The sequence below is a fragment of the Serinibacter arcticus genome, assembly GCF_004786095.1.
Classification (GTDB): domain Bacteria; phylum Actinomycetota; class Actinomycetes; order Actinomycetales; family Beutenbergiaceae; genus Litorihabitans; species Litorihabitans arcticus.
In genome coordinates, this window is sequence record NZ_RHPJ01000003.1 from 448434 (window position 1) to 473076 (window position 24643).

General features: G+C 70.5%; 26 protein-coding genes. 17 read left to right on the top strand and 9 right to left on the bottom strand.

Features of this window, described 5'->3' with window-relative positions:
* Positions 1 to 329: 329 nt before the first annotated feature.
* Both SERN_RS11105 and SERN_RS11110 read right to left on the bottom strand, forming a co-directional pair.
* The gene (locus tag SERN_RS11105; RefSeq protein WP_135850183.1) at positions 330 to 800 is read right to left on the bottom strand and encodes a hypothetical protein; all 471 of its coding nucleotides are present in this window, start codon (positions 798 to 800) and stop codon (positions 330 to 332) included.
* A gap of 118 nt (positions 801 to 918) precedes the next feature.
* Entirely contained in the window at positions 919 to 1212 is a 294-nt protein-coding gene (locus SERN_RS11110) for a hypothetical protein (RefSeq protein ID WP_135850184.1), read from the bottom strand.
* Between the two features lie 750 nt (positions 1213 to 1962).
* Between SERN_RS11110 and SERN_RS11115 the strand changes: the two genes are divergently transcribed.
* The gene (locus SERN_RS11115; RefSeq protein WP_135850185.1) at positions 1963 to 2169 is read left to right on the top strand and encodes a hypothetical protein; all 207 of its coding nucleotides are present in this window, start codon (positions 1963 to 1965) and stop codon (positions 2167 to 2169) included.
* Between the two features lie 121 nt (positions 2170 to 2290).
* On the opposite strand, the gene SERN_RS11120 is transcribed toward SERN_RS11115, so the two are convergent.
* The gene (locus SERN_RS11120; protein WP_135850186.1) at positions 2291 to 2812 is read right to left on the bottom strand and encodes a hypothetical protein; all 522 of its coding nucleotides are present in this window, start codon (positions 2810 to 2812) and stop codon (positions 2291 to 2293) included.
* 176 nt (positions 2813 to 2988) lie between these two features.
* Here SERN_RS11120 and SERN_RS11125 point away from each other — a divergent pair, with 176 nt between their 5' ends.
* Positions 2989 to 3366 carry a hypothetical protein gene (locus tag SERN_RS11125; RefSeq protein ID WP_135850187.1) on the top strand — a complete coding sequence of 126 codons (378 nt, stop codon included), beginning with the start codon at positions 2989 to 2991 and terminating at the stop codon, positions 3364 to 3366.
* An 81-nt stretch (positions 3367 to 3447) separates the two neighbouring features.
* Here the strand turns inward: SERN_RS11125 and SERN_RS11130 are convergent, their stop codons facing one another.
* Entirely contained in the window at positions 3448 to 3984 is a 537-nt protein-coding gene (locus tag SERN_RS11130) for a barstar family protein (RefSeq protein ID WP_135850188.1), read from the bottom strand.
* A gap of 710 nt (positions 3985 to 4694) precedes the next feature.
* On the opposite strand from SERN_RS11130, the gene SERN_RS11135 reads away from it, so the two are divergent.
* Positions 4695 to 5078 (top strand): hypothetical protein, encoded by a 384-nt coding sequence (locus SERN_RS11135; protein WP_135850189.1) that lies wholly within the window; start codon positions 4695 to 4697, stop codon positions 5076 to 5078.
* Between the two features lie 209 nt (positions 5079 to 5287).
* A complete protein-coding gene (locus SERN_RS11140) occupies positions 5288 to 6025 on the top strand; it encodes a YqjF family protein (RefSeq protein ID WP_233251630.1) in 738 nt (245 codons plus the stop codon).
* Between the two features lie 65 nt (positions 6026 to 6090).
* Here the strand turns inward: SERN_RS11140 and SERN_RS11145 are convergent, their stop codons facing one another.
* The gene (locus SERN_RS11145) at positions 6091 to 7017 is read right to left on the bottom strand and encodes a GNAT family N-acetyltransferase (RefSeq protein WP_135850190.1); all 927 of its coding nucleotides are present in this window, start codon (positions 7015 to 7017) and stop codon (positions 6091 to 6093) included.
* Positions 7018 to 7206: 189 nt separating this feature from the next.
* Between SERN_RS11145 and SERN_RS11150 the strand changes: the two genes are divergently transcribed.
* From SERN_RS11150 to SERN_RS11170, 5 genes are all read left to right on the top strand, one after another.
* Complete coding sequence (locus tag SERN_RS11150) at positions 7207 to 7581, top strand: hypothetical protein (protein WP_135850191.1); 375 nt, start codon at positions 7207 to 7209, stop codon at positions 7579 to 7581.
* Between the two features lie 163 nt (positions 7582 to 7744).
* Complete coding sequence (locus SERN_RS11155) at positions 7745 to 8182, top strand: NUDIX hydrolase (protein ID WP_135850192.1); 438 nt, start codon at positions 7745 to 7747, stop codon at positions 8180 to 8182.
* Positions 8183 to 8254: 72 nt separating this feature from the next.
* Positions 8255 to 8434: a hypothetical protein gene (locus SERN_RS11160; protein ID WP_135850193.1), complete on the top strand. Its 180-nt coding sequence runs from the start codon at positions 8255 to 8257 to the stop codon at positions 8432 to 8434.
* Entirely contained in the window at positions 8431 to 8769 is a 339-nt protein-coding gene (locus SERN_RS11165) for a hypothetical protein (protein WP_135850194.1), read from the top strand. Before SERN_RS11160 ends, SERN_RS11165 begins: the two co-directional genes overlap by 4 nt.
* Positions 8770 to 9125: 356 nt before the next feature.
* Positions 9126 to 9848 carry an alpha/beta fold hydrolase gene (locus SERN_RS11170; RefSeq protein ID WP_135850195.1) on the top strand — a complete coding sequence of 241 codons (723 nt, stop codon included), beginning with the start codon at positions 9126 to 9128 and terminating at the stop codon, positions 9846 to 9848.
* Between the two features lie 28 nt (positions 9849 to 9876).
* Here the strand turns inward: SERN_RS11170 and SERN_RS11175 are convergent, their stop codons facing one another.
* Positions 9877 to 10923 carry a LacI family DNA-binding transcriptional regulator gene (locus SERN_RS11175; protein ID WP_135850196.1) on the bottom strand — a complete coding sequence of 349 codons (1047 nt, stop codon included), beginning with the start codon at positions 10921 to 10923 and terminating at the stop codon, positions 9877 to 9879.
* 166 nt (positions 10924 to 11089) lie between these two features.
* Between SERN_RS11175 and SERN_RS11180 the strand changes: the two genes are divergently transcribed.
* From SERN_RS11180 to SERN_RS11215, 8 genes are all read left to right on the top strand, one after another.
* Positions 11090 to 12361, top strand: coding sequence for an ABC transporter substrate-binding protein (locus tag SERN_RS11180; protein ID WP_135850197.1), 1272 nt, complete (start codon positions 11090 to 11092; stop codon positions 12359 to 12361).
* Positions 12362 to 12371: 10 nt separating this feature from the next.
* Positions 12372 to 13325, top strand: coding sequence for a carbohydrate ABC transporter permease (locus SERN_RS11185; RefSeq protein ID WP_135850198.1), 954 nt, complete (start codon positions 12372 to 12374; stop codon positions 13323 to 13325).
* Positions 13322 to 14242, top strand: a complete 921-nt coding sequence (locus tag SERN_RS11190) for a carbohydrate ABC transporter permease (protein WP_135850199.1) — start codon at positions 13322 to 13324, stop codon at positions 14240 to 14242. The genes SERN_RS11185 and SERN_RS11190 overlap by 4 nt, the downstream gene beginning before the upstream one ends.
* Positions 14239 to 15513: a glycoside hydrolase 5 family protein gene (locus SERN_RS11195; RefSeq protein WP_135850200.1), complete on the top strand. Its 1275-nt coding sequence runs from the start codon at positions 14239 to 14241 to the stop codon at positions 15511 to 15513. Before SERN_RS11190 ends, SERN_RS11195 begins: the two co-directional genes overlap by 4 nt.
* 103 nt (positions 15514 to 15616) lie before the next feature.
* The gene (locus SERN_RS11200; protein ID WP_135850201.1) at positions 15617 to 18634 is read left to right on the top strand and encodes an alpha-mannosidase; all 3018 of its coding nucleotides are present in this window, start codon (positions 15617 to 15619) and stop codon (positions 18632 to 18634) included.
* A gap of 153 nt (positions 18635 to 18787) precedes the next feature.
* On the top strand, positions 18788 to 19864 hold the full coding sequence (locus SERN_RS11205) for a protein kinase family protein (protein ID WP_135850202.1): 1077 nt from the start codon (positions 18788 to 18790) through the stop codon (positions 19862 to 19864).
* 26 nt (positions 19865 to 19890) lie between these two features.
* A complete protein-coding gene (locus SERN_RS11210; protein ID WP_199241597.1) occupies positions 19891 to 20895 on the top strand; it encodes a hypothetical protein in 1005 nt (334 codons plus the stop codon).
* Between the two features lie 12 nt (positions 20896 to 20907).
* Positions 20908 to 22266 carry an adenylosuccinate synthetase gene (locus tag SERN_RS11215; RefSeq protein ID WP_135850203.1) on the top strand — a complete coding sequence of 453 codons (1359 nt, stop codon included), beginning with the start codon at positions 20908 to 20910 and terminating at the stop codon, positions 22264 to 22266.
* A 9-nt stretch (positions 22267 to 22275) separates the two neighbouring features.
* On the opposite strand, the gene SERN_RS11220 is transcribed toward SERN_RS11215, so the two are convergent.
* The 3 genes from SERN_RS11220 to SERN_RS11230 are packed head-to-tail and all read right to left on the bottom strand — an operon-like array spanning position 22276 to position 24578.
* A complete protein-coding gene (locus tag SERN_RS11220) occupies positions 22276 to 22887 on the bottom strand; it encodes an NUDIX hydrolase (protein WP_135850204.1) in 612 nt (203 codons plus the stop codon).
* A gap of 23 nt (positions 22888 to 22910) precedes the next feature.
* On the bottom strand, positions 22911 to 23270 hold the full coding sequence (locus SERN_RS11225; RefSeq protein ID WP_135850205.1) for a DUF2200 domain-containing protein: 360 nt from the start codon (positions 23268 to 23270) through the stop codon (positions 22911 to 22913).
* 48 nt (positions 23271 to 23318) lie between these two features.
* Entirely contained in the window at positions 23319 to 24578 is a 1260-nt protein-coding gene (locus SERN_RS11230) for a D-arabinono-1,4-lactone oxidase (RefSeq protein ID WP_233251631.1), read from the bottom strand.
* Positions 24579 to 24643 lie beyond the last annotated feature (65 nt).

Genomic DNA, 24643 nt, shown 5'->3' on the forward strand with positions numbered 1-24643 from the left:
GGCCATTCGTTCGTAGGCCATTTCCCACCCCTCGGCGGGTCCGTCCGGCACGGTGGGCAGGATGGCGACGGCCACGTACCAGCGGTTGGCCCAAGCGATGAGGTGCCACACGGCTACGGCGGCGGCCGCGGAGGCCAGGAACCCTACGAGGGGGACCAGGCGGGATATGGGGCGAGGCGACGGGGGCGCCACGCGCGTGGCGGTGTGACCACGGCTGCCGACGCGGCTACTTGTTGCTCCATCGCAGGCGCCATCGTCGGGATTCATGTTTTCAGTGTGCCGCATGACCAATATCGATGGGGTTCGGAAGCACCTCAGCCCTCCGACTGCTAGTTACACGAGCGCGTGAAGACACCGCATCCCCGTCCGCCGCGTTCATTGAGCGTGAGCTGCACGTGCTCGATCACCGCATCACGCGGCCCCCAGAAGGTGTACGTTCCACCGTTCTCGTTGTCCCACAGCACCGCGACGACGCCCGCTGCGCCACTGTTGGCGAGCTCGTAGGACAGCGAGCCGTCACCGCCGCGTTCTTCGGATCGAACACCGTAGCTGGGCACCTGTCTGGTGTACCCGTCGGGGAACTGCACCAACTGCCCGTCCATAGTGCAGGTGGCGAAGTCGAGGCCAGCGAGGTCAGCGACCGGTACAGGCGCACCCGACGTGCAGGGCGGCAGCCCCTCGGGTTGTGGCTGAAGGTTGGGTCGCTGGTACTGCGCGAGATAGAGCAGACCCGAGAGCACCAGGAGCAGCACGACAGACACCACGCTCACCACGATGAGAGGCCGCTTGTAGTTGGTCACCGCAGAGTCGTTCACATCGCGGAGCGTAGCGGCGCTGCCAGCTGACACCGCCACGCCAACGACGCACCAGCGCGGCCCACATGCGGTAGCCGATCCATAGACGTTCCGATGCCGAGGGTCACTCGGACCCAGAGGTGACCCAGTATGGCGGAGGTAGCTCCGCCTGTAGATCCAGCACAAGTTGCTCGCGAAGACGGTTGTACTTCACACGCGCCTGCGGCGAACTCCACCCGTGCTGCCAGTCGACGTTCTCGTCGAAGTGGGCAGCGAGCCTCCTCAGTCGAGCGGCGAGCGTTGCGCTGATCCCCAGCACTCCTTCAAGATCCACCACCAGACCGCCCCCGAACCAGACAGGCGTCTCGGCCGAGTAGTCGCTAAAGACCCTGACATGGAATCGCTCATCTGGGCTCACCGGGCCAACCTACGTTCCGGGACACGAACACTCAGTAGAGACCCCAGGCCGCGCGATAGGCGATCCGCAACTGCCGCGGCCGACCTCACAACTCCCGGAGATTCACCGAGCCCGTGCGTGCGTACTGCTGGGCGAGTCGTATGCACGCCCTCCAGCCGGAACCATGTTGCGTCTTGCCCACGTACAACGGTCCGTAGAAGCGCTCTTGGCCGTCATCGGCTGGCGGAGTACAGCCGGTCACTCGGAGTCCGCCCTGAGTAAAGATCTCAATTCTTGTCGCTGCTCGACGCATCGGTACTAGTCCGCGGACGTCATCGAGGGTGGGCTCGTGGGCGCCGCGCCACGGCAACAGCGCGTAGACCAGGTCGGTGCGAGACCGTGGAGCGAGTTCGACAACCTGCAAGCACGCCCACTGGCCGTCTGGGTCGGGCACGGGGACGATGTCGCCGACCCGGAGCTGCGTGGCACTAGTCGGTTGGTGGGGGTAGGACGAAGAGCGAGACATCGGAAGCTCCTGAGGACAGCCGGGCTCTGTGCTAGAGGACGAGCGCTGAGGGCACGCCCTCCAGAGCTTGGTAGGGATCCCCCACCATGCACTCCACAGCCCCTCCTGACACCTAGGCGTGTGAGTCGCGGCGCGATCTGTCGCGCTTCTGGCGGTGCTGTCTGTCGCGGCTCGCTCGTCGCGTCCGCAATCGATCGTTTCCGGACGCCCGGCTAGCAGGGCCGTCGTCTGGCACGCTCGGTTGCGTGAACAGATTCCCTGAACCCCCTGCCCTCGACCCCGAGGTCGTTCGTGGCCTCGTCCGGTACGCGCAGAACGTCGTCAAGTACTTCGAACGAGAGGCGGCGGAGGCTCAGGCGCGCGGCCTGGATAGCTCCATGGACACCGAGCTGGTCGCCGGCTGGAAGTTTGTCAGTACCGCCATAGCGGAGAGCTACGACACCCGGGGCTGACGTCAGCGCGCACAACCCGTCCGCAAACGGTCGTTTCCGAACGCCAGCAGGGGGTGCTGGCGGGCTGGTCGGACAGGGGCGGCCTGGCCGACTAGGCTCCGCACGAGTGGTCGCGACGTCGTTACGCCCCGTAGCGCTTCGATGTTTCGGAGGTAGTCCTGAACACTTTCTGTCGATCATCCCGGCGCGGCGCAACATCGATGATGTAGTACTCGTACGGGGCTTCATCCGGCCCTGGTCCGCCGCCATCGAAGTTCACGTCCCTCCCGAGTGCTGACACCCTCACCGCTACGGGGCCAGCTGTGAGCGTGAGAGCGATGGAGTTCTGACCCATTCCACCCGCGACCGTGAATCTCCCGCCTGGCCATGACGGGATGATGATCTGAGCGATGTCTTCCCACGGCTCGACGTCGAGCTCCGGCTCAGGAAGCATTGTCCACTGGCGAAGTACCACGTTGACGTCGCCCGAAGCGATGCCCGTCAAGATGTTCGCGCTGAGGCCGTCGCCACTCAGGGAGACAAGGCCGCCGACCGCCTGGTCGGGAGTGTCTGACGCGACCCAGTCGACGCCGCCAGCGATCAAGGCGTGGTAGTCAACATCGATCGCGGTATGGGCTGCGACGTCTACCGCTTCGGGAGTCATCTGGCGACCCTAACGGTGAACTGAAAGGAGCGCCGCTGGCACGGCGCCTGCCCGTGTCCGGAAACGATCGATTCTGGCCATGTGTGGAGTATCTACAAGCACGAATGGTGGGCCACCATGCTGCGTCGCTCGGACGTGAACGATCCGATGTCAGAGGTCGGTGCGACGCTCTTGGTATGAGCGCACCAGAGAACGGTGACCCGACCGCCCCGACCGGCGGTAGGAGCGATGCGGCGTTCTTCGACCTGCTAGTCAGGTTGTCTCTTGAGTACGACGCCGACGAAGGCACAATCGGGAGACTTAAGTACGGCACGTTCGACCCGGACGGGGCGCGGCGCCTGCTGTCGCTACTAGCGCAGGTGCCCACCGAGGGGCCCGTGAACCGTGAGCTCATACAGCTGCTCTGGATGATGCCTCCCATGGTCGGGTGGCAGGCGCAGCGACGCGAGGACGCCGGTGACGAGACGGCAAGAGACCTGCGGATGTTCGCGGACAGCATCGTCGACGAGGGATTGAGGATCTTCGGACCACCCCCTGTCATCAGCCACGACTAGCGTTCGCTGGTCCAGGCGTCCGGGAACGATCGTTCTGGGCACCGGTCACGGGCCTGGCCGCGGCGGCGTCGCCTGGCCGAACTACTCCACGACGCGGTCCGCGGCCGGCCACTCCCGGTCGTTCCAAGTCGCAGACGTCGCGCCGAGCGGGCCGAACTCGATTGCTGGGTCGTCGCTCTGCACCAGGCACATCCATCGGCCCCCGAACAACGACGCCACCCTGGACTGAGACGCTACGAGGTCCAGAAGGAGCTGCGCGCTGCGTGGGCTGGAACGAGCGAGGGCGTCATACCGGGTCAGGATGAGGACTAGTCCTGCCGCTCCGGGCGACCAGCCGTACCGGCGTTCGGCGACATCGCTGAGGCAGTCGTTCAGCGCGTCGAAGTTCCGGCCGTAGTACGCGGGAAAGTCCAGCGCCGTCGCTACAGACTGGTGCAGATCAGCGTCGGACGCCCACGCTGATGCATCCAGGGTGACGATCTGATAGCCATCGGCCGCCAGGTCCTCGATCGTGCTGGTGAGAACCTCAGTGCGCCAGAACAAGGTGACGGGGCCGTTCATCAGTAGGCGGAACGCTAAGTCCTGGTAGATGTCGTCGTTCGGGTCAAAGGCTCCCATGCTTGCGCATACTAGGCCGCCATCGCGTTCGCCTTCACCACCGCCGCCTGAGCGACGACCGTTGCCGTCAGCTCACCCGGGCACGCTGCCAACGCGTCGGCTCGCCCGGTGCATGCGACAGCCTCCGTCAACGATCGTTTCCGGACGGCCGGACTCACCGGCCCACGACCTCACCACCGCAACCCGCACCGACCCAGAAGTACAACCGTCGGCACCGCCGCCGCCGCTCGCTGTCTACACGCGCAGGCCCCGGCCGAAACTCCGCCGACACGCCGAGGACCGAAACCCTGGCCGGAACCAAACCGCCTCATACACGGGGCGCGTACTGACCACCGTTTCGGGCACCCGCCACTCCGCACGGCCTACGCACCGCCAGCACTGGCCGAAAACGATCGTTTGCGGTCAGGTGGCCCAAGCGCTCTCCGATCACGGGTCCTGTCGTCCGCTCGGTCGTGAAGCAGGAGTCCCGCCATCCCGGGGTTTGGCTCGCAGGCTCGTCAGCCCCACATAGAAGCTGAACGGCATCAAGACCAGCAGTGCAAGGTAGGACGATGGGTTGTCAGTGTTGATGATCAGGTTTACAACGCCAAGCAGGAACATCGGCACGGCCACGGCGACACAGAACCAGGCGAGAGGTCGAGGTAACTGTCCTAGCTTCACGTCTGCAGCCTAGGGGGCATGCCCCACGAACTCCTCGCTACTCTGCGGAGATGGCTGACTCGACGCGGCACCCAGCGTGGTGGGCGATCGCCCTTACGGCGCTGCCTCTCGTGACATGCACCGGCACTGACCCGGACGTCGCCCCGCCGTTCGCCGTCTACACGCCCTCCCCCGACTCGGACGTACCCCAGGCCGAGATCAATGGAGCCCTTACCCTGACTGATGGATGCCTCACCGTGTCCGGCTACCCGCTATCCCTCCCCGACGACGCAGTCTGGGACCCCGAAGCTCGCTCCCTGTTGGTCGACGGCAACGTCTACGCAACAGGCAACATCGTCACTTGGGGCGGCGCCTACAGCAGCACTGACCGCGCCGGCGACCTTCCCCCTGGCTGCCCATCAGGCGAGCTGGCCCAGGCGTACACCTTCAACTGAGCAGACGTGCCCGCACAACCGAACCCACTCGCCGAGCCTGTCTCACAAACGACCGTTTGCGGACGCAGGGGGCGGCGTTCGGGAGCGCTGTACGACCAGCTCGGCGTGCAGCTCCGCCTCCGAGGCGTGCTCTGACCCGCACTCGTCCACGTCGTCCCCTCGTGAGACTCACCTGGCCGTGCCGTCCGCCCGACCGCCATGATGACGGGGTGACCTTGAGCCCCTTCCCGCCGGACCTGACCGGACCGTGGATCATGCGCCAGACGTGGGCCGACCTGACCTTCGTGCACTGGGCGGTCGACCCCGAGCGGGTCGCCCCGATGATGCCGGCCGGTACGCGCCCTGACGTCCGGGACGGGGTGACGTACGTGGGACTCATCCCGTTCGTGATGCAGCGGGCGGGATTCGGTCGCGGCCCGGCTGTCCCGTGGCTCGGCGACTTCCTCGAGACGAACGTCAGGCTCTACTCCGTCGACGACGAGGGGCGGCACGGCGTGGTGTTCCGGTCGCTCGAGGCGAATCGGCTCGCGGTCAGCCTCGGGGCGCGTCTCGCGTTCGCGACGCCCTACACCTGGGCGCGGATGTCGTTGCACCGCGAGGGGGACGTCCTGGACTACCGCACCCGCCGCCGGTGGCCGTCGCCCCGCGGGGCCGGCGGACGGATCACCGTCCGCCGAGGGCCGGTGATCGCCGAGCCGGACGATCTCTCGGTGTTCATCAGTGCGCGGTTCGGGCTGCACACCCGACACCTCGGGCGCACGTGGTGGGTGCCGAACACCCACGCGCCGTGGGGCCTGCGACAGGGCGAGCTCCTCGGCCTCGACGACGACCTCGTGGCCGCGGCCGGTCTGCCGGGACTTGCGCACGAGGCCCCGGCGTCGGTGCTGGTGGCTGATCCCGTGCACACGAAATTCGGCCTCCCCCGGCTCGTCGCGGACCGCGGCTGAACCACATTCACGCGCTGGTGCCCGTCATGGCTCTCCACCTCACGGCGGCGGTCGTGCGGGGGCGATCAGAGTGCGACGGTGGCCGGCCGTCGCATACGTGTACCGCGGAGCATCGGAGTGAAGCCGGCCTTCACGTAGGCCTCCCAGGGTGCGCGGTAGTAGGGCAGTGGGGCCGTGTTGATGAAGACCTCGCGGGCGCCGTGGCCCGCCGCCCGTCGGCACACCTCCAGCGCCAGCACCTGTGCCAGGCCGCGGCGACGGTGCTCGGGGACGATACCCAGCGGTTCCATCTCCACCCATCCGCTGGATGGGTCGAGCCAGGCGGTGCAGGAGCCGGCCAGCGACCCGTCGGGTGCCTCGATCACCAGATCGAGGTCGCGGCGGTAGAGCGGAGAACTCTGCATCCTGCGGAACTTCTCGGCATCCATCCTGCTCTCCGCGTCTGGAGAGATGCTGTCCCCGGTGTCGTCGGTGAAGGGAAGGTCGGACGGCTTCCACGCCGTCCGGTGGACCTTCACGCGACAGGCCTCTTCACCCTCGTCCAACGGTCGGATGCGGTACCCGGTGGGCGGCCGGTTCCCGGTGTCTCCGGCGGGGTGGCTCAGCCCTGCGAGGGGCACGTCCTCGTCGACGAAGCCCTGGTCCGCCAGGATGTCGCGGAGTCTCTGCTGCTCGCGGTGGACGGCCACGCTGACGGTGGATGTGCCGGCCGTGTCGAGCAGCCAGTCGGCGAGCAGCTCGGTGGTGGCTTCGTCGCGGGACGCGCACTCGACGCGTGAGTCCTCCGCGGAGAAGGCCGCCCAGCCGGCGACCTCACCCGCCTGCCATGCCACGGCGAGCTCGCCGGGGAGCTGTCCGGTGGCCTCTTCCCAGGCGAACCCTCCGGGGTGGGTCGAGGAGGGGAACCATGCGGAGAGGGATCGTTGGATCTGGCTGGCAACTTCTTCGATGCTCCCGCCGTACTCGGTCAGCCCACGTGCTTCTCTGCTCACCACATCAACCTAGGTGACCTTGTCCAGAGGTTTCGTCGGCCGAGGTCCCCGATGCATCTCCGCGGGCAGACCGAGAACGTTCGTCTTCGGACGGTCACAGCTGGCGTGCTGGACGTTTTCGGCTGACGCAGATCGAGGGCTTCGAACCTTGCCCAGACCTCAACCGTTCCGTGGTGGTAGAAGAGATGGATGACGAGTCCGACCTGGTCGCTGCGGGCAGCGGCAGAGCTCCAGCGGGGGATCGAGCTCGACCGCGTTCACGGTGTCCCCTCCTGGGTCACGGTTGAGCGAATCACGACGACCTCGGACACCTCACTGGAGGTCGTCTACCGTGTCCGTGGCGAGACGAACTCACGCGGCCTGCGTATGGATGAACTCTCGGCTGAGCATGGTCCGGACCTCTTCCGTGACCGGACGCCCGAGGAAGTCGGCTTCTACCTCGCACACACAGGGGTCCTCGAACCCAGCGACCTCTCTTCGTTCCTTCCGGTGGACGCCGACGGAATCGCCTGGATGACCCCGGCGATGTGGATGAAGGACGTCGCTTGGGAAGACCGGCCCTGAAGGCGACCCCCGCGCCCTCATGCTCACGACGTCCGTCCGCGAGCGACGCGCGCAGTGGCTACGGCCGCGCCGACCGTGTCGTCCGGGAGCGGTCGTCTCGGAGTACCCGTGACCGCCCGCTCAACACCGGTGGGCGATCGTCGACGGGCGAGATACTGGCTGCATGACAGCCACCCTGCAGGTCCGGGCTGTGTCCGGAGTCGTAGCGCTTGACTCCGCGCGGCGCGTGCTCATGGTTCGGCGTAGCGACGACAGCACCTGGGGTCTGCCCGGAGGCGGCGTAGAGCCGGGTGAGACGTGGCAGGCGGCGGCGGTAAGAGAGTGCGAGGAGGAGACCGGATGGCGGGTGAGCATCGATGGGCTTCTCGGCGTCTACAGCGACCCGGGCATGCAGGTCCACCGCTATCCAGGTGGGCGGTGGCGGCACTTCTTCGGCGTCGTCTTTCGAGCCCGCGTACTCGAGCGTCGTGGCGAAGGCGACGGGGAGGCGCGCGAGGTGGCGTTCTTCGCGCTGGACGAGCTCCCGTCACCGCTGTTCGGACCAGACGCGCCCGTGCTCAGGGATGCGGCGGCCGGTGGCGCCGGACCGTTCGTGGGGTGAACGCAGACGTCCGGAAACGACTGCTTCTCGACGATTGGTGACCGACGCAGAGCTGTCTTCTACGGTCGATGCATGTTCACGAACCCGGAACGGTCGTCCATCCGCTCGCAGCTCGTCGAGCTAGCACGAGTGGACCCATCGGTGGTCGGGGCTGCGCTCGTCGGGTCGGGTGCACGTGACGCGGAGGATGACTGGTCGGACATCGACCTCGTGCTGCAACTGGCGCCGGAGCGGATGAGCCCGCTGTTGTGAAGGACTGGTCGGCATCGGTCTCGACGATCGGTGACGGAACCTCGGACACCCTCGACGTCTTCGCCGGGAACGTGCGCTACCGAGTGTTCCTCTTGCGATCGTCCATGCAGATCGATCTCTCCTTCTGGCCGTTCGAGCAGTTCCGGGCCACAGGCGGCGAGCCGTTCACCCTTCTGTTCGGCACTCCCGGCGAGGCTGCCGCGCCTGGCCCTGTCGACACCGGACGGGTGATCGGCACGGGTTGGCTCTACGCGATCCACGCCCGCTCGGCGGTAGCTCGCGGTCGGCTCTGGCAGGCGGCCGGGATGTTTCCATCACACGCGGTTGATGGCTGAGGTAGCGCTGAACGTCCCACCTGGAGTACAGGTCAAGAACGAACGGCGCGTCGCTTGGGGTCCAACCTCGAAGCCTTGCTCGTTCACCGCGCAGCTCGATCACCGTAAGAGCCTAGGTGCCGGGCAGGCTGTCCCTCGGTCCACCCGCAGCGGTGGCCGCGCAGCGGGTCAAGGTGCCCTGCCGAGAACGGTCGTTCACGGACGCCCGCCGAAGGACGCCGGCACCGTGACGCCATTGCTTCCCCAACCCGTGTCCGAGACTCCGAGCCGGCCACCCCCCGCCCCGCCGAGTTCCGTACGCTCCCGGTACGGCCGACCGCAGGAACACTGCCGCACCCCACCGGAGGAGTCGACGCATGAAGCTGCACACGGAGCATCACGGATCCGGACCCGAGACGGTCGCCCTCGTGCACGGCCTCGGCAACGACGCAACGGTCTGGGGTGACCTCGTCGAGCTCGCCGCGGCGACCGGGCGGTACACCGTCGTCACCGTCGACCTCCGCGGTCACGGCCGCTCGGACCGGGCGAGGACCTACGCCCTCGCGGACTTCGCCGACGACCTCGTCGAGACGCTTCCCACGGAGCTGCACGGCGTCGTCTCGCACTCCCTCGGTGGCGCCGTCGTCGCCCGCGCGGTGGATCGGCTCTCGCCGGCGCGGGCGGTCTACCTGGACCCCGGGTTCAGGCTCGCGCTGCCGGACACCGGGCTCGGTGGCCTCCTCGTCCGTCGCGCCCGCTGGTCGATACCGCTGTTCGCCGCTGCGCGCGGCAGAGGTGTGCGCACCCCCGCGCTGAGCCCCGAGGCCAAGGCGCTGGAGCGCGCCTCGCAGGAACGGTGGGACCGGGGGATGGCCCTGGCCGTCCTCCAGGACGTGGCGACGCATCCGTACCGCCCCACCCGGCAACGTGCGGAGTCGACCGTGATCCTCTCGGGCGACGCGCCCTACGTCGTGCCCGATCCGCTGCCCGAACAGCTGCTCGCCGCCGGCTGGCACGTGGTGCGGGAGGACTCGCTCGGGCACGCGATGGCCCTGGAGGATCCTCGCCTCACGTGGCGCCTCGTCGAGGCCGCACTCTGACGGTCGCCACCGCCTCTCCGGTCGCGACCTACGGCGCGACCGCCGTGCTCTCGCGCACCGACAGCGTCGGAGGCAGCGCCGGCACCGACTCCACGGCGTCGTCGCCACCCACGAGCTCCATCAGCGTGCGGGCCGCCAGCTCGCCGAGCGCGTAGGTGTCGCGCGTGAGGGCCGTGATCGAGGGCCGCACGAGCCGCATCGCGACCGAGTCGTCGAAGCTCGCGATCGACACGTCCCCCGGAACAGCCACTCCCTCCTCCTGCAGCACGCGCAGTCCGGCGAGGGCCATCACGTCGTTGTCGTAGACGATCGCCGTCGGCCGCTCCGCCCGGGCCAGCAGCTCGCGCGTCGCCGCCGCGGACTGCTCGGCGGAGTAGTCGGTCTCGGCCGAGACGGGGGAGGGCGCGTCGTAGCGCTGCGCGCAGTCGCGCAGGGCGCGCCGTCGCAGCTCGGTGTGCTCGAAGTCGAGCGGACCCATGACGTGCGCGACGCACCGGTGCCCGAGCGCGAACATCTCGGCGAAGAGCCGGGTGGCGACGGCGTGGTCGTCGATCCAGACGCTCGGCACGCCGGGTTGCCGGCTCGGGTGGCTGCCGATCTGGACCGCCGGCAGCCCGAGCTCCTCCACGAGGGCGACGCGCTCGTCGTCGCGACGAGGATCGACCAGGATGACGCCGTCGACCCGGTGCGTGGACTGCCAGACGCGGTAGGCGTCGAGCTCCTCGGCGAGCGAGGGGACCACGAGGGTCTGCAGACCGGTGTGCGTGGCCGACAGGCCCGCCTGGATGCCGGCCATCAGCTCAGGGAAGAAGGCCTCCGTCCCCAGCGTGCGGGCCGGACGGTTCAGCACGAGTCCGATGACGTCGACGCGCGAGCCGCCCAGCGCGAGCGCCGCGGAGTTGGGCCGGTAGTGCAGCTCGGCGGCGACGGCGAGCACCCGTTCGCGCAGCTCCGCACTCACCCCCGGGCGGTCGTTGAGCGCGAACGAGACGGCGGCCTTCGACACGCCGAGACGCTGCGCGATGTCGCTGAGGGTGGCGCGCCGTCGGGGGCCCGACGCCGTGGGGATCGTCATCTGATCCAGACCTCCGTTGCACTGAACCGGTTTATCCGAGCCTTGACTTACCCGGTTTAGTTTATGAGAGTACACGTCAACGCCCGGTAGTCACCTGGTTCATCACGGCGCGCTTCCTCCTCGGATCGCCGCCGATCTGGTTCTCCAACGAAGGAGCTTCACCATCATGAGGATCACGCGTACCACCCTCGTCACCGGCGTCGGCGCCGTCGTCGCCACCGCCCTCCTCGCCGGCTGCGGCGGGGAATCGTCCGGCGGTTCGGACGCCGACGGCGAGATCACCGGCTCGATCCGGTTCCAGACCTGGTCGCTCACACCGACGTACACCGAGTACCTCAACGGAGTCATCGCCGACTTCGAGGAGGCCAACCCCGGCACGTCGGTCGAGCTCCTCGACCAGCCCGGTGACGGCTACTCCGACAAGGTGCTCTCGCAGGCCTCCACCAACACCCTGCCCGACGTGCTGAACCTGCCGCCCGACTTCGCGCTCCCGCTCGCGCAGCAGGACTTCCTCTACGACGTCAGCCAGGCCACCGACCTGCCGGCCACCTACGTCGAGGGTTCGGTCGAGGCGTTCCGGTTCGCCGGCGTCGAGGGCGTCTACGGCTACCCCTGGTACCTCGGCACCGACGTCAACTACTGGAACTCCCAGCAGCTCGACGCGTGCGGCCTGGACTCCTCGGCCCCGCCCGCCACCACGGACGAGCTCTTCGAGCAGGCCGCCACGATGGCCCAGGCCTGCCCGGAGAACTACCTCATCAGCCGCGTGCCCGGCCTGGGCGACTTCACGCTCGAGGGCATCGACATCCTCAACGAGGACGGCACCGAGTTCATCTTCAACACCCCCGAGGCCGCCGCGATCATCGACCGGTACGCGGAGGCGTACGCGAACGGCGAGATGCCGCCCACCGTCCTGAACTCGGACTACCTCGGCAACAGCCAGCTCTTCACCGAGGGCAAGGTCGCCTGGACCACCGGCGGCGCGACGGCGATCGACTCGTTCGAGGAGAACAACCCGAGCCTCAAGGACAACGTCGCCATCAGCCCCGCGCTGAACATCTCGCCGCTGTACGTGCAGGGCGTCAGCGTCGCGGCCGACAGCCAGAACCTGGCCACCGCGCTCGCGTTCGCCGAGTTCGTCACGAACACGGAGAACCAGAACGAGTTCGCGCACATCGCCAACGTCTTCCCCTCCACGCAGGGGTCCGACGGCGACACCTACTTCACCGAGGACGACGGCACCCCGTCCGCCCAGGCCCGCGTCACCGGCTTCGAGTCGCTCCAGACCGCCGAGGTCCTCACGCCGTACTCCGTCAACGGCGCCATGAACGACTACCTCGGCCAGCAGATCGCGCTCGCGATCCGCGGCGACATCAGCGGTCAGGAGGCCCTCGACACCTCCGTCGAGAAGCTGAACGACCTGCTGGCCCGTCAGTGAGGAGCTCACGATGACCGCCACCGACATCTCCGCACCCGCCGCGGGAGGGCAGCCCACGCGCCGCCCGCGGCGGGGCGGCGGCCCCGCCCGCACCACGAACCGGATCACACCCTGGCTGTTCCTCGCCCCGGCGCTGGCGTGGCTCCTGGTGTTCTCGATCTGGCCGTCGCTCAACACGATCCGGATGGCGTTCACCAACGCCAAGCCGCTCGGGGGCAACGAGCGCTACGTCGGCCTGGAGAACTTCGCGCTGATCCTGCGCGACGACCAGGTCGTGAACGCGCTGCTCAACAGCGTCGTGTTCATGCTGATCTGCCTGCCGCTCCTGACGATCCTGCCGCTGCTGATCGCGCTGCTGGTGGAGAAGAAGCTGCCGGGCATCACGTTCTTCCGCACGGCGTTCTACACGCCGGTCATCGCGTCGGCCGTCGTCGTCGCGCTGATCTGGACCTTCATGCTCGACGACCGCGGCCTCGTCAACGGGCTCGCGCAGCAGCTGTCGTTCATCTCCGAGCCCCTGCCGTTCCTCACGGAGCGCTGGCTCATCGTGATCAGCGCGGTCAGCCTCACGGTCTGGAAGGGCCTGGGCTACTACATGATCATCTACCTGGCCGCCCTCGGGAACGTGGGCAAGGAGCTGCACGAGGCCGCCGCGATGGACGGCGCGGGTGCGGTTCGCCGGTTCACCGCGGTCACGCTGCCCGGCGTCCGCGGGGCGATGCTGCTCATCGCCGTCCTCGTCTGCGTCGCCGCGCTGCGCGTGTTCACCGAGGTGTTCATCATGACCGGCGGCACGGGTGGCGCCGGGGGAGAGGCGCTGACGATGGTCATGCTCATCCAGCAGTACTCGCGCGGGTTCTCCGGCGACCTGGGCTACGCCAGCGCCCTGAGCATCCTGATGTTCGCCATCACGGTCGTCCCGCTGCTGCTGCTCGGCAAGATCAACTCCAGGAGCAACGCATGAGCGCCGTCACCGACCAGCGCGGAGCCGTGCCCGTCGCGGCCTCGGCGGCCGCTCCGCCACCGCCGCGACGCCGTCGCGCACGCGGCTTCGGCTCGATGAGCCTGGGCGAGAAGATCGGGCGCTACGCGCTGCTCGTGTTCGTCCTGCTCATCTGCGTGGGCCCGTTCCTGTGGCAGCTGTCGACGTCCCTGAAGAGTCGCAGCGAGGACATCTACACGCGGATCCCGCAGCTGTGGCCCAGCGAGCCGACGATCAGCAACTACACGCGCGTCATGGAGGCCATCCCGGTCTGGTCCTTCATCGGGAACTCGCTCTTCGTGGCCGTGCTGGCCGTGGCGGGCAACGTCATCTTCTCCACGCTCGCCGGCTTTGCCCTCGCGCGGCTGCGGTTCCGCGGTGCCAAGGTCGCCCTTGGACTGTTCCTCGCCACGCTGATCCTCCCGGGCGAGGCGACGATCATCGCCAACTTCGTGACGATCCGGACGTTCGGGCTGGCGGACTCGCTGCTCGGCGTCGCGCTGCCCGGCATGATCGCGGCGCTGAACGTGCTCCTCATGTACAACGCGTTCCGGCAGCTCCCGGCGGAGGTCGACGAGGCCGCCGTCATCGACGGCGCGACCGCCTTCCAGCGGTTCTGGAGCATCGCGATGCCGTCGGTGCGCGGCACCGTCGCGGTCATCGCGATCTTCAGCTTCATCGGCGCGTGGGACGACTTCCTGTGGCCGCTCATCGTGCTGACGAGCCCGGACAACTTCACCCTCACCATCGGGCTCCAGTACCTCTCCGGCACCTTCTCCAACGACCAGCGGATGATCGCCGCCGGATCGATGATCGCCTTCGTGCCGATCGCGATCGTCTTCGCCGTGCTGCAGCGCCACTTCTTCAAGGGCGTCGAGGAAGGCGGGGTCAAGGGATGAGGTTCGGCGTCAACTACACCCCGCGCGTCGGCTGGTTCCACTCGTGGCTCGACCTCGACCTGGACGCGGTCCGGGAGGACTTCGAGCAGATCGCCGCGCTCGATCTCGACCACGTGCGGATCTTCCCGCTGTGGGACCTGATCCAGCCGAACCGCGGGCTGATCCGGCCCGCGGGGCTGGCGGCGGTGGGCGACGTCGTCGACGCCGCGGCCGAGTTCGGGCTCGACGTGAACGTCGACGCGCTGCAGGGCCACCTGTCGAGCTTCGACTTCCTGCCCGCCTGGCTGACCACGTGGCACGAGCGCAACATGTTCACCGACCCCGACGCCGTCGCGGGCCAGGAGGCCTACGTGCGGGCGCTCGGGGCCGAGCTGGCGGGCCGGTCCAACGTGCTGGGTCTCACGCTCGGCAACGAGGTCAACCAGTTCGCGGCGCGGCCGCACCCGCACCCGCACCCGATCGACGCCGATCAGGCGGAGGCCTGGCTCGTGCGCCTGCTCGACGCCGCGCGCCGCGACGCCCCCGGCATCGTCACGCACGCGGCCTACGACGCCACCTGGTACGACGAGCGCCAGCCGTTCCTTCCGCGGCACGCCGCCGAGCTCGGCGACGAGACGGTCGTGCACTCGTGGGTCTTCAACGGTGCGGCGCAGCTGCACGGCGGCCTCGGCGCCGGTTCGGCGCGGCACGCGGAGTACCTCGTGCAGCTCGCCGCCGCCTGGCACACCGATGCCGAGCGACCCGTGTGGCTGCAGGAGGTCGGGGTGCCCGTGACGGTCGTCGACCGGGCCGATGCGGTGACGTTCCTCGAGCACACGGTGCGGAACGCCTCGGCGGTGCCCGTGCTCTCGGGCATCACCTGGTGGTGCTCGCACGACGTCGCGCGCAGCATGCTCGACTTCCCGCCCGTGGAGTACGACCTCGGGCTCATCGACGAGCACGGTCGGGTCAAGCCGACCGGCCGCGCGTTCGCGGCCCTGGCGCGCGAGCTGCGCGACGCGCCCGCGCCAGCGCCGGCGACCTCCGCCGTCGTGCTCGAGGACGACGGCGCCCACCGCGCCTCGTGCGCGCCCGGCGGCGGATTCTTCGAGGCCTGGGTGCGCGCCGCCGAGCGGGACGGGCGCGGCCCGCAGGTCGTGCTGCGCTCCCGCGCCAAGGACACCGCGCAGCTGGCCCGGCGCGGGATCACCCACCTCGAGACCGCGGGCGACGGCGCCGGCACGGGCGTGCCGGTGCTGTCCGGAGGGGCGGCAGCGACCATGCTGCCGTGAGCGGGCGGGCGCCCCGCCGACGCGCGGCGCCCGCCGGACCTCCCTCGCCGGAACCACCATCCCGAGACCGACCCTCCTTCGACCGGACGGAGCACGCAGACCCATGCACGACGACATCCCCCTCACCACCGGACGCGCCACCCGAGTGCTCGGTGAGCGCATCCGCCCCGCGATCCACTCCTCGCGCACCCCCGTCGAGATCACGTGGCACGAGCTGCCGGGCGAGCCGATCGCCCCGGCCGACGGCCGTGCGCTCGACTACACGCCCTTCGAGGTCGGCTCGGCCTGGGGTCGCGCCTGGGGCACGACGTGGTTCCGCCTCGCCGGCGACGTCCCCGCGGACTTCGCCGGCCGCCGCGTCGAGCTGCTGGTCGACCTCGGGTTCGACATCAACATGCCGGGCTTCCAGTGCGAGGGTCTGGTCTACACGGCCGACGGCGAGCCGGTGAAGTCGCTCAACCCGCGCAACCAGTGGGTCACGGTCGCCGAGGAGGCGACGGGCGGGGAGAAGGTCAACCTCTTCCTGGAGGCGGCCTCGAACCCGGTCCTGCTCGACTACCACCCGTTCCTGCCGACGCAGGAGGGCGACATCACGACGTCGTCGCCGCGGCACCTGTACACGTTCCGGCACGCGGACCTCGCGGTCTTCGAGGCCGAGGTGCACGAGCTCTCGCTCGACGTCGAGGTGCTGCTCGAGCTCCAGGCCGAGCTGCCCGAGAGCTCGCCGCGCCGGATGAAGATCCTCCAGGCGCTCGACGACGCGCTCGACGTGCTCGACCTGCAGCGGATCCCGCAGACGGCCGCCGACGCGCGCGCCGCCCTCGCCCCCGCGCTCGCGCAGCCCGCCGAGGCCAGCGCACACGTGGTCTCCGCCGTCGGCCACGCCCACATCGACTCCGCCTGGCTGTGGCCCGTGCGCGAGACGATCCGCAAGGTCGCGCGGACGTCCTCGACGATGACCGAGCTCATCGGGCAGACCGACGACTTCCTCTACGGCATGTCCAGCGCGCAGCAGTACGCCTGGATCAAGGAGCACCGCCCCGAGGTCTACGCCAAGGTGAAGGCGGCCGTCGCGGACGGCCGGTTCCTCCCGCTGGGCGGCATGTGGGTCGAGTCCGACACCGTGATGCCGACCGGTGAGTCCCTGGTGCGCCAGTTCCTCTACGGCCAGCAGTTCTTCGAGCAGGAGTTCGGTCAGCGGCCGGCCGGCGTCTGGCTGCCCGACTCCTTCGGATACTCCCCGGCGCTCCCGCAGCTCATGCGCCGCGCCGGCTTCGAGTGGTTCTTCACGCAGAAGATCTCCTGGAACCAGGTCAACAAGTTCCCGCACCACACGTTCGCGTGGGAGGGCATCGACGGGTCGCGGATGTTCACGCACTTCCCCTCGATGGACACCTACAACTCCCAGCTCTCGGGCATGGAGGTTGCCAAGGCCTCGCGCCAGTTCCGCGAGTCGCGCGTCGCCTCCGGCTCGATCGCGCCCGTGGGGTGGGGCGACGGCGGTGGCGGCACCACGCGCGAGATGACCGGCAAGGCCGAGCGCCTGGCCGATCTCGAGGGCAGCGCGAAGGTCCGCTGGGAGCACCCGAACGCGTTCTTCGAGCGAGCCAAGGAGGAGCTGCCGAAGCCGCCGGTGTGGGTGGGGGAGCTCTACCTCGAGCTGCACCGCGCCACGCTCACGAGCCAGCACCAGACCAAGCAGGGCAACCGCCTGACCGAGCACCTGCTGGTGGAGGCCGAGCTCTGGTCGGCGACGGCGAGCGTGCGCACCGGCCTGACCTACCCGCACGACGAGCTCGACGCGCTGTGGAAGCAGGTGCTCCTGCTGCAGTTCCACGACATCCTGCCGGGCACCTCGATCGCCTGGGTGCACCGCGAGGCCGTCGAGCAGTACGCGCGCATCGCCGCCGAGGCGACGGCGATCATCGAGCGCGCGCAGGAGGCGCTGGCCGGCGACGGCGCGCAGCGCGTCGTGTTCAACGCCTCGCCCCTGGCGCGCGACGGCGTCGGCGGCCACGCGGCCGACGTCGCGCGTCCCGCCCCGGGGGAGGTCTCGCTGACCGAGTCGGACGGCGGCGTCGTGCTCGCCAACGACCTGGTCCGGGTGACGATCTCGGCCGAGGGGCTCGTCACCTCCGCCGTCGACCTGACCACGGGGCGGGAGAGCATCGCGGCCGGCGCCGAGGCGAACCTGCTGCAGCTGCACCAGGACTTCCCGAACATGTGGGACGCGTGGGACGTCGACCGGTACTACCGCAACCGCGTCGAGGACCTGCGCTCCCTGGAGAGCCTCACGCACGAGGTGGTGGACGGCGTCGCCCACGTCCGCATCGAGCGCGCCTTCTCCGCGTCGCGCGTGGTGCAGGAGCTCGTCCTGCGACCGGGCTCGCGCACGCTCGAGATCGCGCAGTCGACCGCGTGGCACGAGACCGAGAAGTTCCTCAAGCTCGCGTTCCCGCTCGCGATCCAGGCCGAGCACACCGCCGCGGAGACCCAGTTCGGGTACAGCAAGCGGGTCACGCACACGAACACGAGCTGGGAGGCGGCGAAGTTCGAGACCTCGATGCACCGGTTCGTGCACGTGGGGGAGCCAGGGTTCGGCGCGGCGCTCGTGACCGACTCGACCTACGGCTTCGACGTCACGCGCGACGCCGATCCCGAGGCTGGGGTGACGACGACGCTGCGGCTCTCGCTGCTGCGCGCCCCGCGGTTCCCCGACCCCGACACCGACCAGGGCGAGCAGACCCACCGGTACGGCTTCGTCATCGGCGCCACGACGGCGGACGCCACGCGGGCGGGTCTCGCACTCAACCTGCCGGCTCGCGAGCGGACGGGGTCTCCGGTCGAGGCGCTCGTCACCGCGAGCGAGGGTGTGGTGGTCTCGGGCGTGAAGCTCGCGGCCGACCGCTCCGGTGACCTCGTGGTGCGCGTGTACGAGCCCGAGGGGCGGCGCGTGCGCGGCACGGTCCGCATCGCGGCGGGGTCCGCCGGGATCGCGGCCGTCCACGAGGCCTCGCTCATCGAGGACGTGCAGGGCGCCGTCGAGGTCACCGACGGTGCGATCGCGCTGGAGCTGACGCCGTTCGAGGTGCGGACCTACCGGGTCAGCCTGGCGGGCTGACCCGGTCCGACCCCGAGATCGACCTCGTCGACCTCGTCGACCTCCTAACTCCCCCTGACGACAGCGGGGTGGATCGGCGGCGTCGGACGCCGCCGATCCACCCCAGTCCCGTCCGAGCACCCGTCGAGAGTATTAGTTGTGTAGACTAAAACCATGACGACGGGACGCGGGACGGCGAGCACGATCCTCGGCGCGGTCGCGTCCGAGGACCTCTACGGCGCGCACGACGGCGAGGCCGCCCGCCGCCGTGCCCGGCGCACGCTGCGCATCCTGCGGGCCCGGGTGCACCCCGACCGCGCCGTCGAGGAGGGTCTCGACCGCGAGGTCGCGCACGCCGCGTTCGTCCGGCTGGGGGAGCTCTACGACGTGTGGCTGGCGGCGGACGCGGCGGAGGAGCGACGTGCCACCGCCGTCGCGACGGTCGTCGGCGAGCGCGGCCGCTACCCGCTGGGCGACCTGGTCGCCGTCGGCACGTGGTCGAACCTCTACGCGGCCGGGCCGGGACGCGTGGCGAAGGTCGCCCGCACCGAGGCGGCCGCGCCCCGCGCGGCCACGGTGGTGCGAGCGCTGCGCACCCTGGGGTCCGCCACCGCCCCCGGGACCGCGAACGCCTGGCTCGCGCCGTCGCTGCCGCGGCTGCTCGACGCGGGGGAGGTCGTGGGCCCGGACGGGCGTCGCGCCGCCGTCGTGCTGCGCGAGGACTCCCCGGCCACCGGCTTCGTCTCGCTGGAGCAGGTGCGACTCGCGCACGGGGGCGGGCTCGACGGCCGCGACTGGGCGTGGATGGCGCGCCGCATCCTCCGGGCCCTGGTGGGGGTGCACGAGCTCGGTCTGGTGCACGGGGCCGTGGTCGCGAGCAACGTGCTGATCCACCCGGAGCAGCACGGCGTCGTGCTGGCGGGGTGGGGCACCTCGACCAGGCCGGGATCCCCGGTGCCCGCGACGATCGCGTCGCACGCGGAGGACTACCCGCCCGAGGTGGGCGGCGCCGTCGGGCCGGGTCTGGACGTCTGGATGTTCGCGCGCCTGATGCAGCGGATGCTGCGGCCGAGCGAGGCGCGGCAGCTGCGGTTCGCCGCCGGCTGCCTGCAGGTGTCGCCGTCGATGCGGCCGAGCGCGCTCGACCTCACCCGCGAGTACGACGACCTGCTCGAGAGGACCTACGGGCCGCGCGTGTTCCGCCCGTTCGCGATGCCGACGACCGTCGGCACCACCGCAGCCCCGGCGTGAGCCGGGGCGAGACGAAGGAGGACCCCATGGGTTCAGGAGCGTGGAGCGACAGCACCTACCGAACGGCAGCGGCCTTCCGGCGCAGCGCCGGCGACGACGACTTCGGGTACACGGCCGCCACGCGGGCGCGACCGCAGCGCGAGTGGCGGGCCGACCCCGCCCTCGACCCGCTCGGCGTGAGCCTGCGCGAGGCCCGCGACAGCGCCGAGCACCCGCGATCGACCCCGATCGTCGTGCTGTTCGACGTGACCGGGTCGATGGGTCAGGTGCCCCGCATCGTGCAGGCCAAGATGTCCGGCCTGCTCGGGCTGCTGGAGCGCCAGGGCTACGTCAGCGACCCCCAGATCATGTTCGGGGCGATCGGCGACGCCGACTCCGACCGGGTGCCGCTGCAGGTGGGCCAGTTCGAGTCGGACAACCGCATGGACGACCAGCTCCGTTCGATCTTCCTCGAGGGCAACGGCGGCGGCCAGAAGTCGGAGTCCTACGAGCTGGCGGCCTACTTCGTCGCGCGCCACACGGCCACGGACCACTGGGACAGGCGAGGCCGGAAGGGCTACCTGTTCGTGATCGGCGACGAGCTCAACAAGCGTCGGCTCGAGGCTCGTCACGTGCGCCGCGTGATCGGCGACCCCGTGCTGCGCGACCTGGCCGTGGCGGACGTGTGGGCCCAGGTCCAGGAGCGGTGGGAGACGTTCTACGTGCTGCCCCGGCAGACCGCGTACTACGACGACCCGCAGGTGAACGAGCACTGGCGTGCGCTGCTCGGCGAGCGGCTGCTGCGGCTCGAGGACCCCGCAGCCGTCGCGGAGCTGATCGCGACGACGATCGGGCTGATGGAGGACTCCGTGGACCTCGACGAGGGGCTCGCGAACCTGACGGCGATCGGGTCGCCCGCCGGCGACGTCGTCGGCCGGGCACTGGCGACCGTGGCCAGGCCCGGGGGCGGCGGCCGGGGACCCGCCCGGCGCGGGGGCGGCGCCGTCGGGCTGCTGCCGCCGGGGCTCGACGTCGCGGACGACCTGGCCTGAGGGGGCGGGGAGATGGGTGAGCGGGCGAGCATCCCGACCGGCGTGCCGATCGTGGTGGTCGGGCTGGGGTTCGGCGACGAGTCCAAGGGGGCGACGGTCGACCACCTGTGCGCGACGCGCGACGTCTCGGTCGTGGTGCGCGGGAACGGCGGCGCCCAGGCGGCGCACAACGTCGTGGCGGGCGGCGTCCACCGCACCGGGCGGCTGTTCGGCGCCGGCTCGCTCACCCGGACCCCGACCCTGCTGACGGCGGCGACCCTGGTGGATCCGGAGGCGCTCGTCCGCGAGGCGTGGGAGCTGGTGGAGCTCGGCGTCGAGGATCCGTTCGACCTGCTCACGGTCGATCCCGACGCCCTCGTGACGACGCCGATCCACCGGCTCGCGAACCGCACCCGCGAGGACCTGCGGGGTGCGGGCCGGCACGGGTCGTGCGGCATGGGGGTGGGGGAGACCGCGTGGTTCGACCTCGCGTGCCGCGCGGGGCTGGCGGCGGGGGCGGTGCTGGGCAACCTCGCGGCCCCGGCCGACGCCCCGGGCGCCGCCCTGCGCGTGCGCGACCTGGCCGACCGGGGGTCGATCCGCCGTCGCCTCGTCGAGCTCGAGCGCTTCTACCACCCGCTCCTGGTGCGGGGGTCGCACGAGGTGCCGAGCCTCGCCGTGATGACGGACGAGCTGGCGGAGGTCGGCGCGCTGCTGCGGGTGGAGTCCTCGCTCGGCTGTCTCGCGCGGGCGGGGGAGCGTGGGACGGTGGTCGTCGAGGGGGCGCAGGGCGTGCTGCTGGACGAGACGTACGGCTTCCACCCGCACACCACCTGGTCCACCACGCGCCCGACGGCGGCGCGCACCCTGCTCGCGCGCGCCGGGCTCGGGCGCGCGTACACGCTCGGGCTGACGCGGGCCTACACGACCCGTCACGGTGCCGGTCCGCTGCCGAGCGAGGACGCCTCGCTGGTGGGCGCTCTGCCCGAGCCGCACAACGGCGTCGGGGAGTACCAGGGCGCGTGGCGGACCGGACACCTCGACCTGGTGCTTCTCGACTACGCGCGGCAGCTCTGCGGCGGTGTCGACGGCGTGGGGGTCTCCCACCTCGACGTCGCCGACCGGGTGGACGCGGTCCTGCGGTACGTCGGTGGCGAAGGAGCGGCGTGGTCGGAGGGTGGGCTGGTCCACCGCCCCGGTCGCGACCTCGACGCCATGGCGGCGATCACGCGCTCGCTGGCCGACGTCGTTCCCGTGCGGGAGCCGACCGACGTGGACCGGACCCTCGCGCTGGTGTCGCGTGCAGCGGGCGCACCGGTGGTGCTGACCGCGCACGGTCCCCGACGCGAGGACCGGTCGGAGCGGACGCGGAGCAGAGCAGCCCTCGCGTGAGATCGGCCCTCAGTCGGTCCAGCGCCACACGCGTCCGGGTCGACCGGCGCCCGCCGCCACCGCCTCGCCGCGCTCGAGCCCGTCGATCCTGGCGAGCTCGCGGTTGAGGTTGCCGCGGTCGACCCGCCCGAGCAGCGTCTGGGTGAGGGCGACGGCGTCGCCCGCCGTGAACGTCTCGCCCACGATGGCGCGGGTGAAGGGCAGGTCGCGCCACAGCAGACCCGCGAGCAGGGGGCGGGTGGTGGCGAGGATCGCGTCGTGGTCGAACGCGAGCGGCGGTGGTGCGTCGAGCGGGACCCAGGTGGCGCCGTCGGGGCGCTGCGGCGACAGCACGGCCCAGGTCGCGATCGAGAGCGTGGGGCCGCGCGGGTCACGGTTCGGCTCGTCGAACGTGAGGAGCTGGCCGGTGGCGAGGGGCGTCGCGGCGACCTTGGCGAGCGCGCGGCTCCCGGCCTGCGCGATCGTCTCGTCGGCCAGCAGGAGCACGCCGGGGAGCGCGAGGTCGCCCGCGAACGGGTCGAGCGGACGGCGGTGGACGGCGAGCTCGACGGTGCGCGCCGCGGCGTTGAACCGGAGGGCGAGGACGTCGACGCTGACGTGGGTCGCGGGGGTCGGGCTCACCCGGTCAGCCTAACGAGGGAGCGTCAGCCCGCGCTGCCGCGCAGGATCGCCGTCATCGCCTTCCGCCCCTTGAGCTCGTCCACGAGCTTGTCCATCCACCGGATCCGCTGCATGAGCGGGTCCTCGATCTCCTCCACCCGGATGCCGCAGACGACACCCGTGATGAGTGACGCGTTCGGATTCATCGCCGGGGCCGTCGCGAAGAACGTCTCGAGGTCGCGCTGGTCCTCCAGCGCCTCGCGCAGTCCCGCCTCGTCGTGACCGGTGAGCCAGCAGATGACCTGGTCGACCTCCTCGCGCGTGCGTCCACGCCGCTCCGCCTTGGCCACGTAGTGCGGGTAGACGCTGGCGACGCTCGTGCTGAAGATGCGGTGTCCGGCCATGGACCGGGAGCCTACTCGCGGCGACGCCGGCGCCCCCGTCGTCTGGTGTCAGCGCAGTCCGATGCGCTCCGTGAAGGGTCCGGCGAACACGCCGCGGGGGTCGGACTCGCGGACCAGGGCGACGGCGTCGTCCCACCGCGGGTAGCGACGCGCCAGCTCCGACGTGGCGAAGACCTTGCCCCAGTGCGGGCGGAACTCGTACGGCTCGAGGACAGCCTCGAGCTCGGCGGCGGCGGCGCGCACGCGGGTCTCGTCCTGCACCCAGGTCGTGTGGATGCCCACGCCCGGGCGTTCGTAGGCGCTGGAGAGCCACAGGTTGTCCGCGGCCATCGAGCGCAGCTCGGAGACGAGCACGAGGTCGCGGTGCCGCTCGAGCACCTCGCGCGCGGCGGCGACGGCGCGCGGCGCCAGCGCCTGCGGCACCAGGTGCTCGCTCTGCAGCTCCTCGCCCGCCGACGGCGTGAACTCCAGGCGGAAGTGCGGCAGCCGCGCGAACCACGGGCCGACCTCGCCCAGCTGCGGGGTGCACGCGGCGCCGTCGACGCCGGGGATGGGGTGACGCTGGCCGTCGGCCGGGTGCCCGCCGAGCCCCGACAGGTCGCGCTCGGGGGCGACGTCGGTGCGGTGCTTGCGCCAGATCGACGCCCGCCCGTCCCAGCGCGTGAAGACGCTGACGCTGGTCGCGCTCGCGTGCACGTCACCGAGGTTCTCGACGACGGCGGACAGGTCGACGTCGTCGATCACGGTCTGCGCGACGTCGTAGGTGGGCTCGACGGCGAGCGTCACGGACGTGACGATGCCCAGGGAGCCGAGCGTGACGACCGAGCCGGCGAACGCGGGGTGGTCGCGATCGACGCGGCGGACGTCGCCGTCGGCGCCGAGGATCTCGAGCGCGACGACCGCGCCCGCGAGGGTGGTGACGGCGTCGCCCGAGCCGTGGGTCGCCGTCGTGACCGCGCCGACGACGCTGATGTGGGGGAGCGAGGCGAGGGCCGCGAGGGCGAAGCCGCGATCGTGGAGCCAGGGGCCGAGCGTGCCGTAGGTGGTGTGAGCGGTCACGGTCACGGTGCCCGCGGCGGGATCGAGCACGGGGGCGCGCTCGAGGCCCTCCAGAGTCACGAGGACCCCGGGGGAGTCGGCGAGATCGGTGAAGGAGTGGCGCGACCCGATCGCCCGGACGCGCTCGCCCGAGGTCACCAGGCTGGCGAGCTGATCGAGGGAGGTCGGCGCGAGGAGGGCGCGGGAGGCGTAGGTGCGGTGACCCGCCCAGACGGTCGGGACGGGGCGGACGTCGATGTCGTGGCTCACGGGTTCAGCCTGCCACCCCGGAGGCACCCGTCGATCAACGACTCGGGGTTGATCGCCAGGCATCA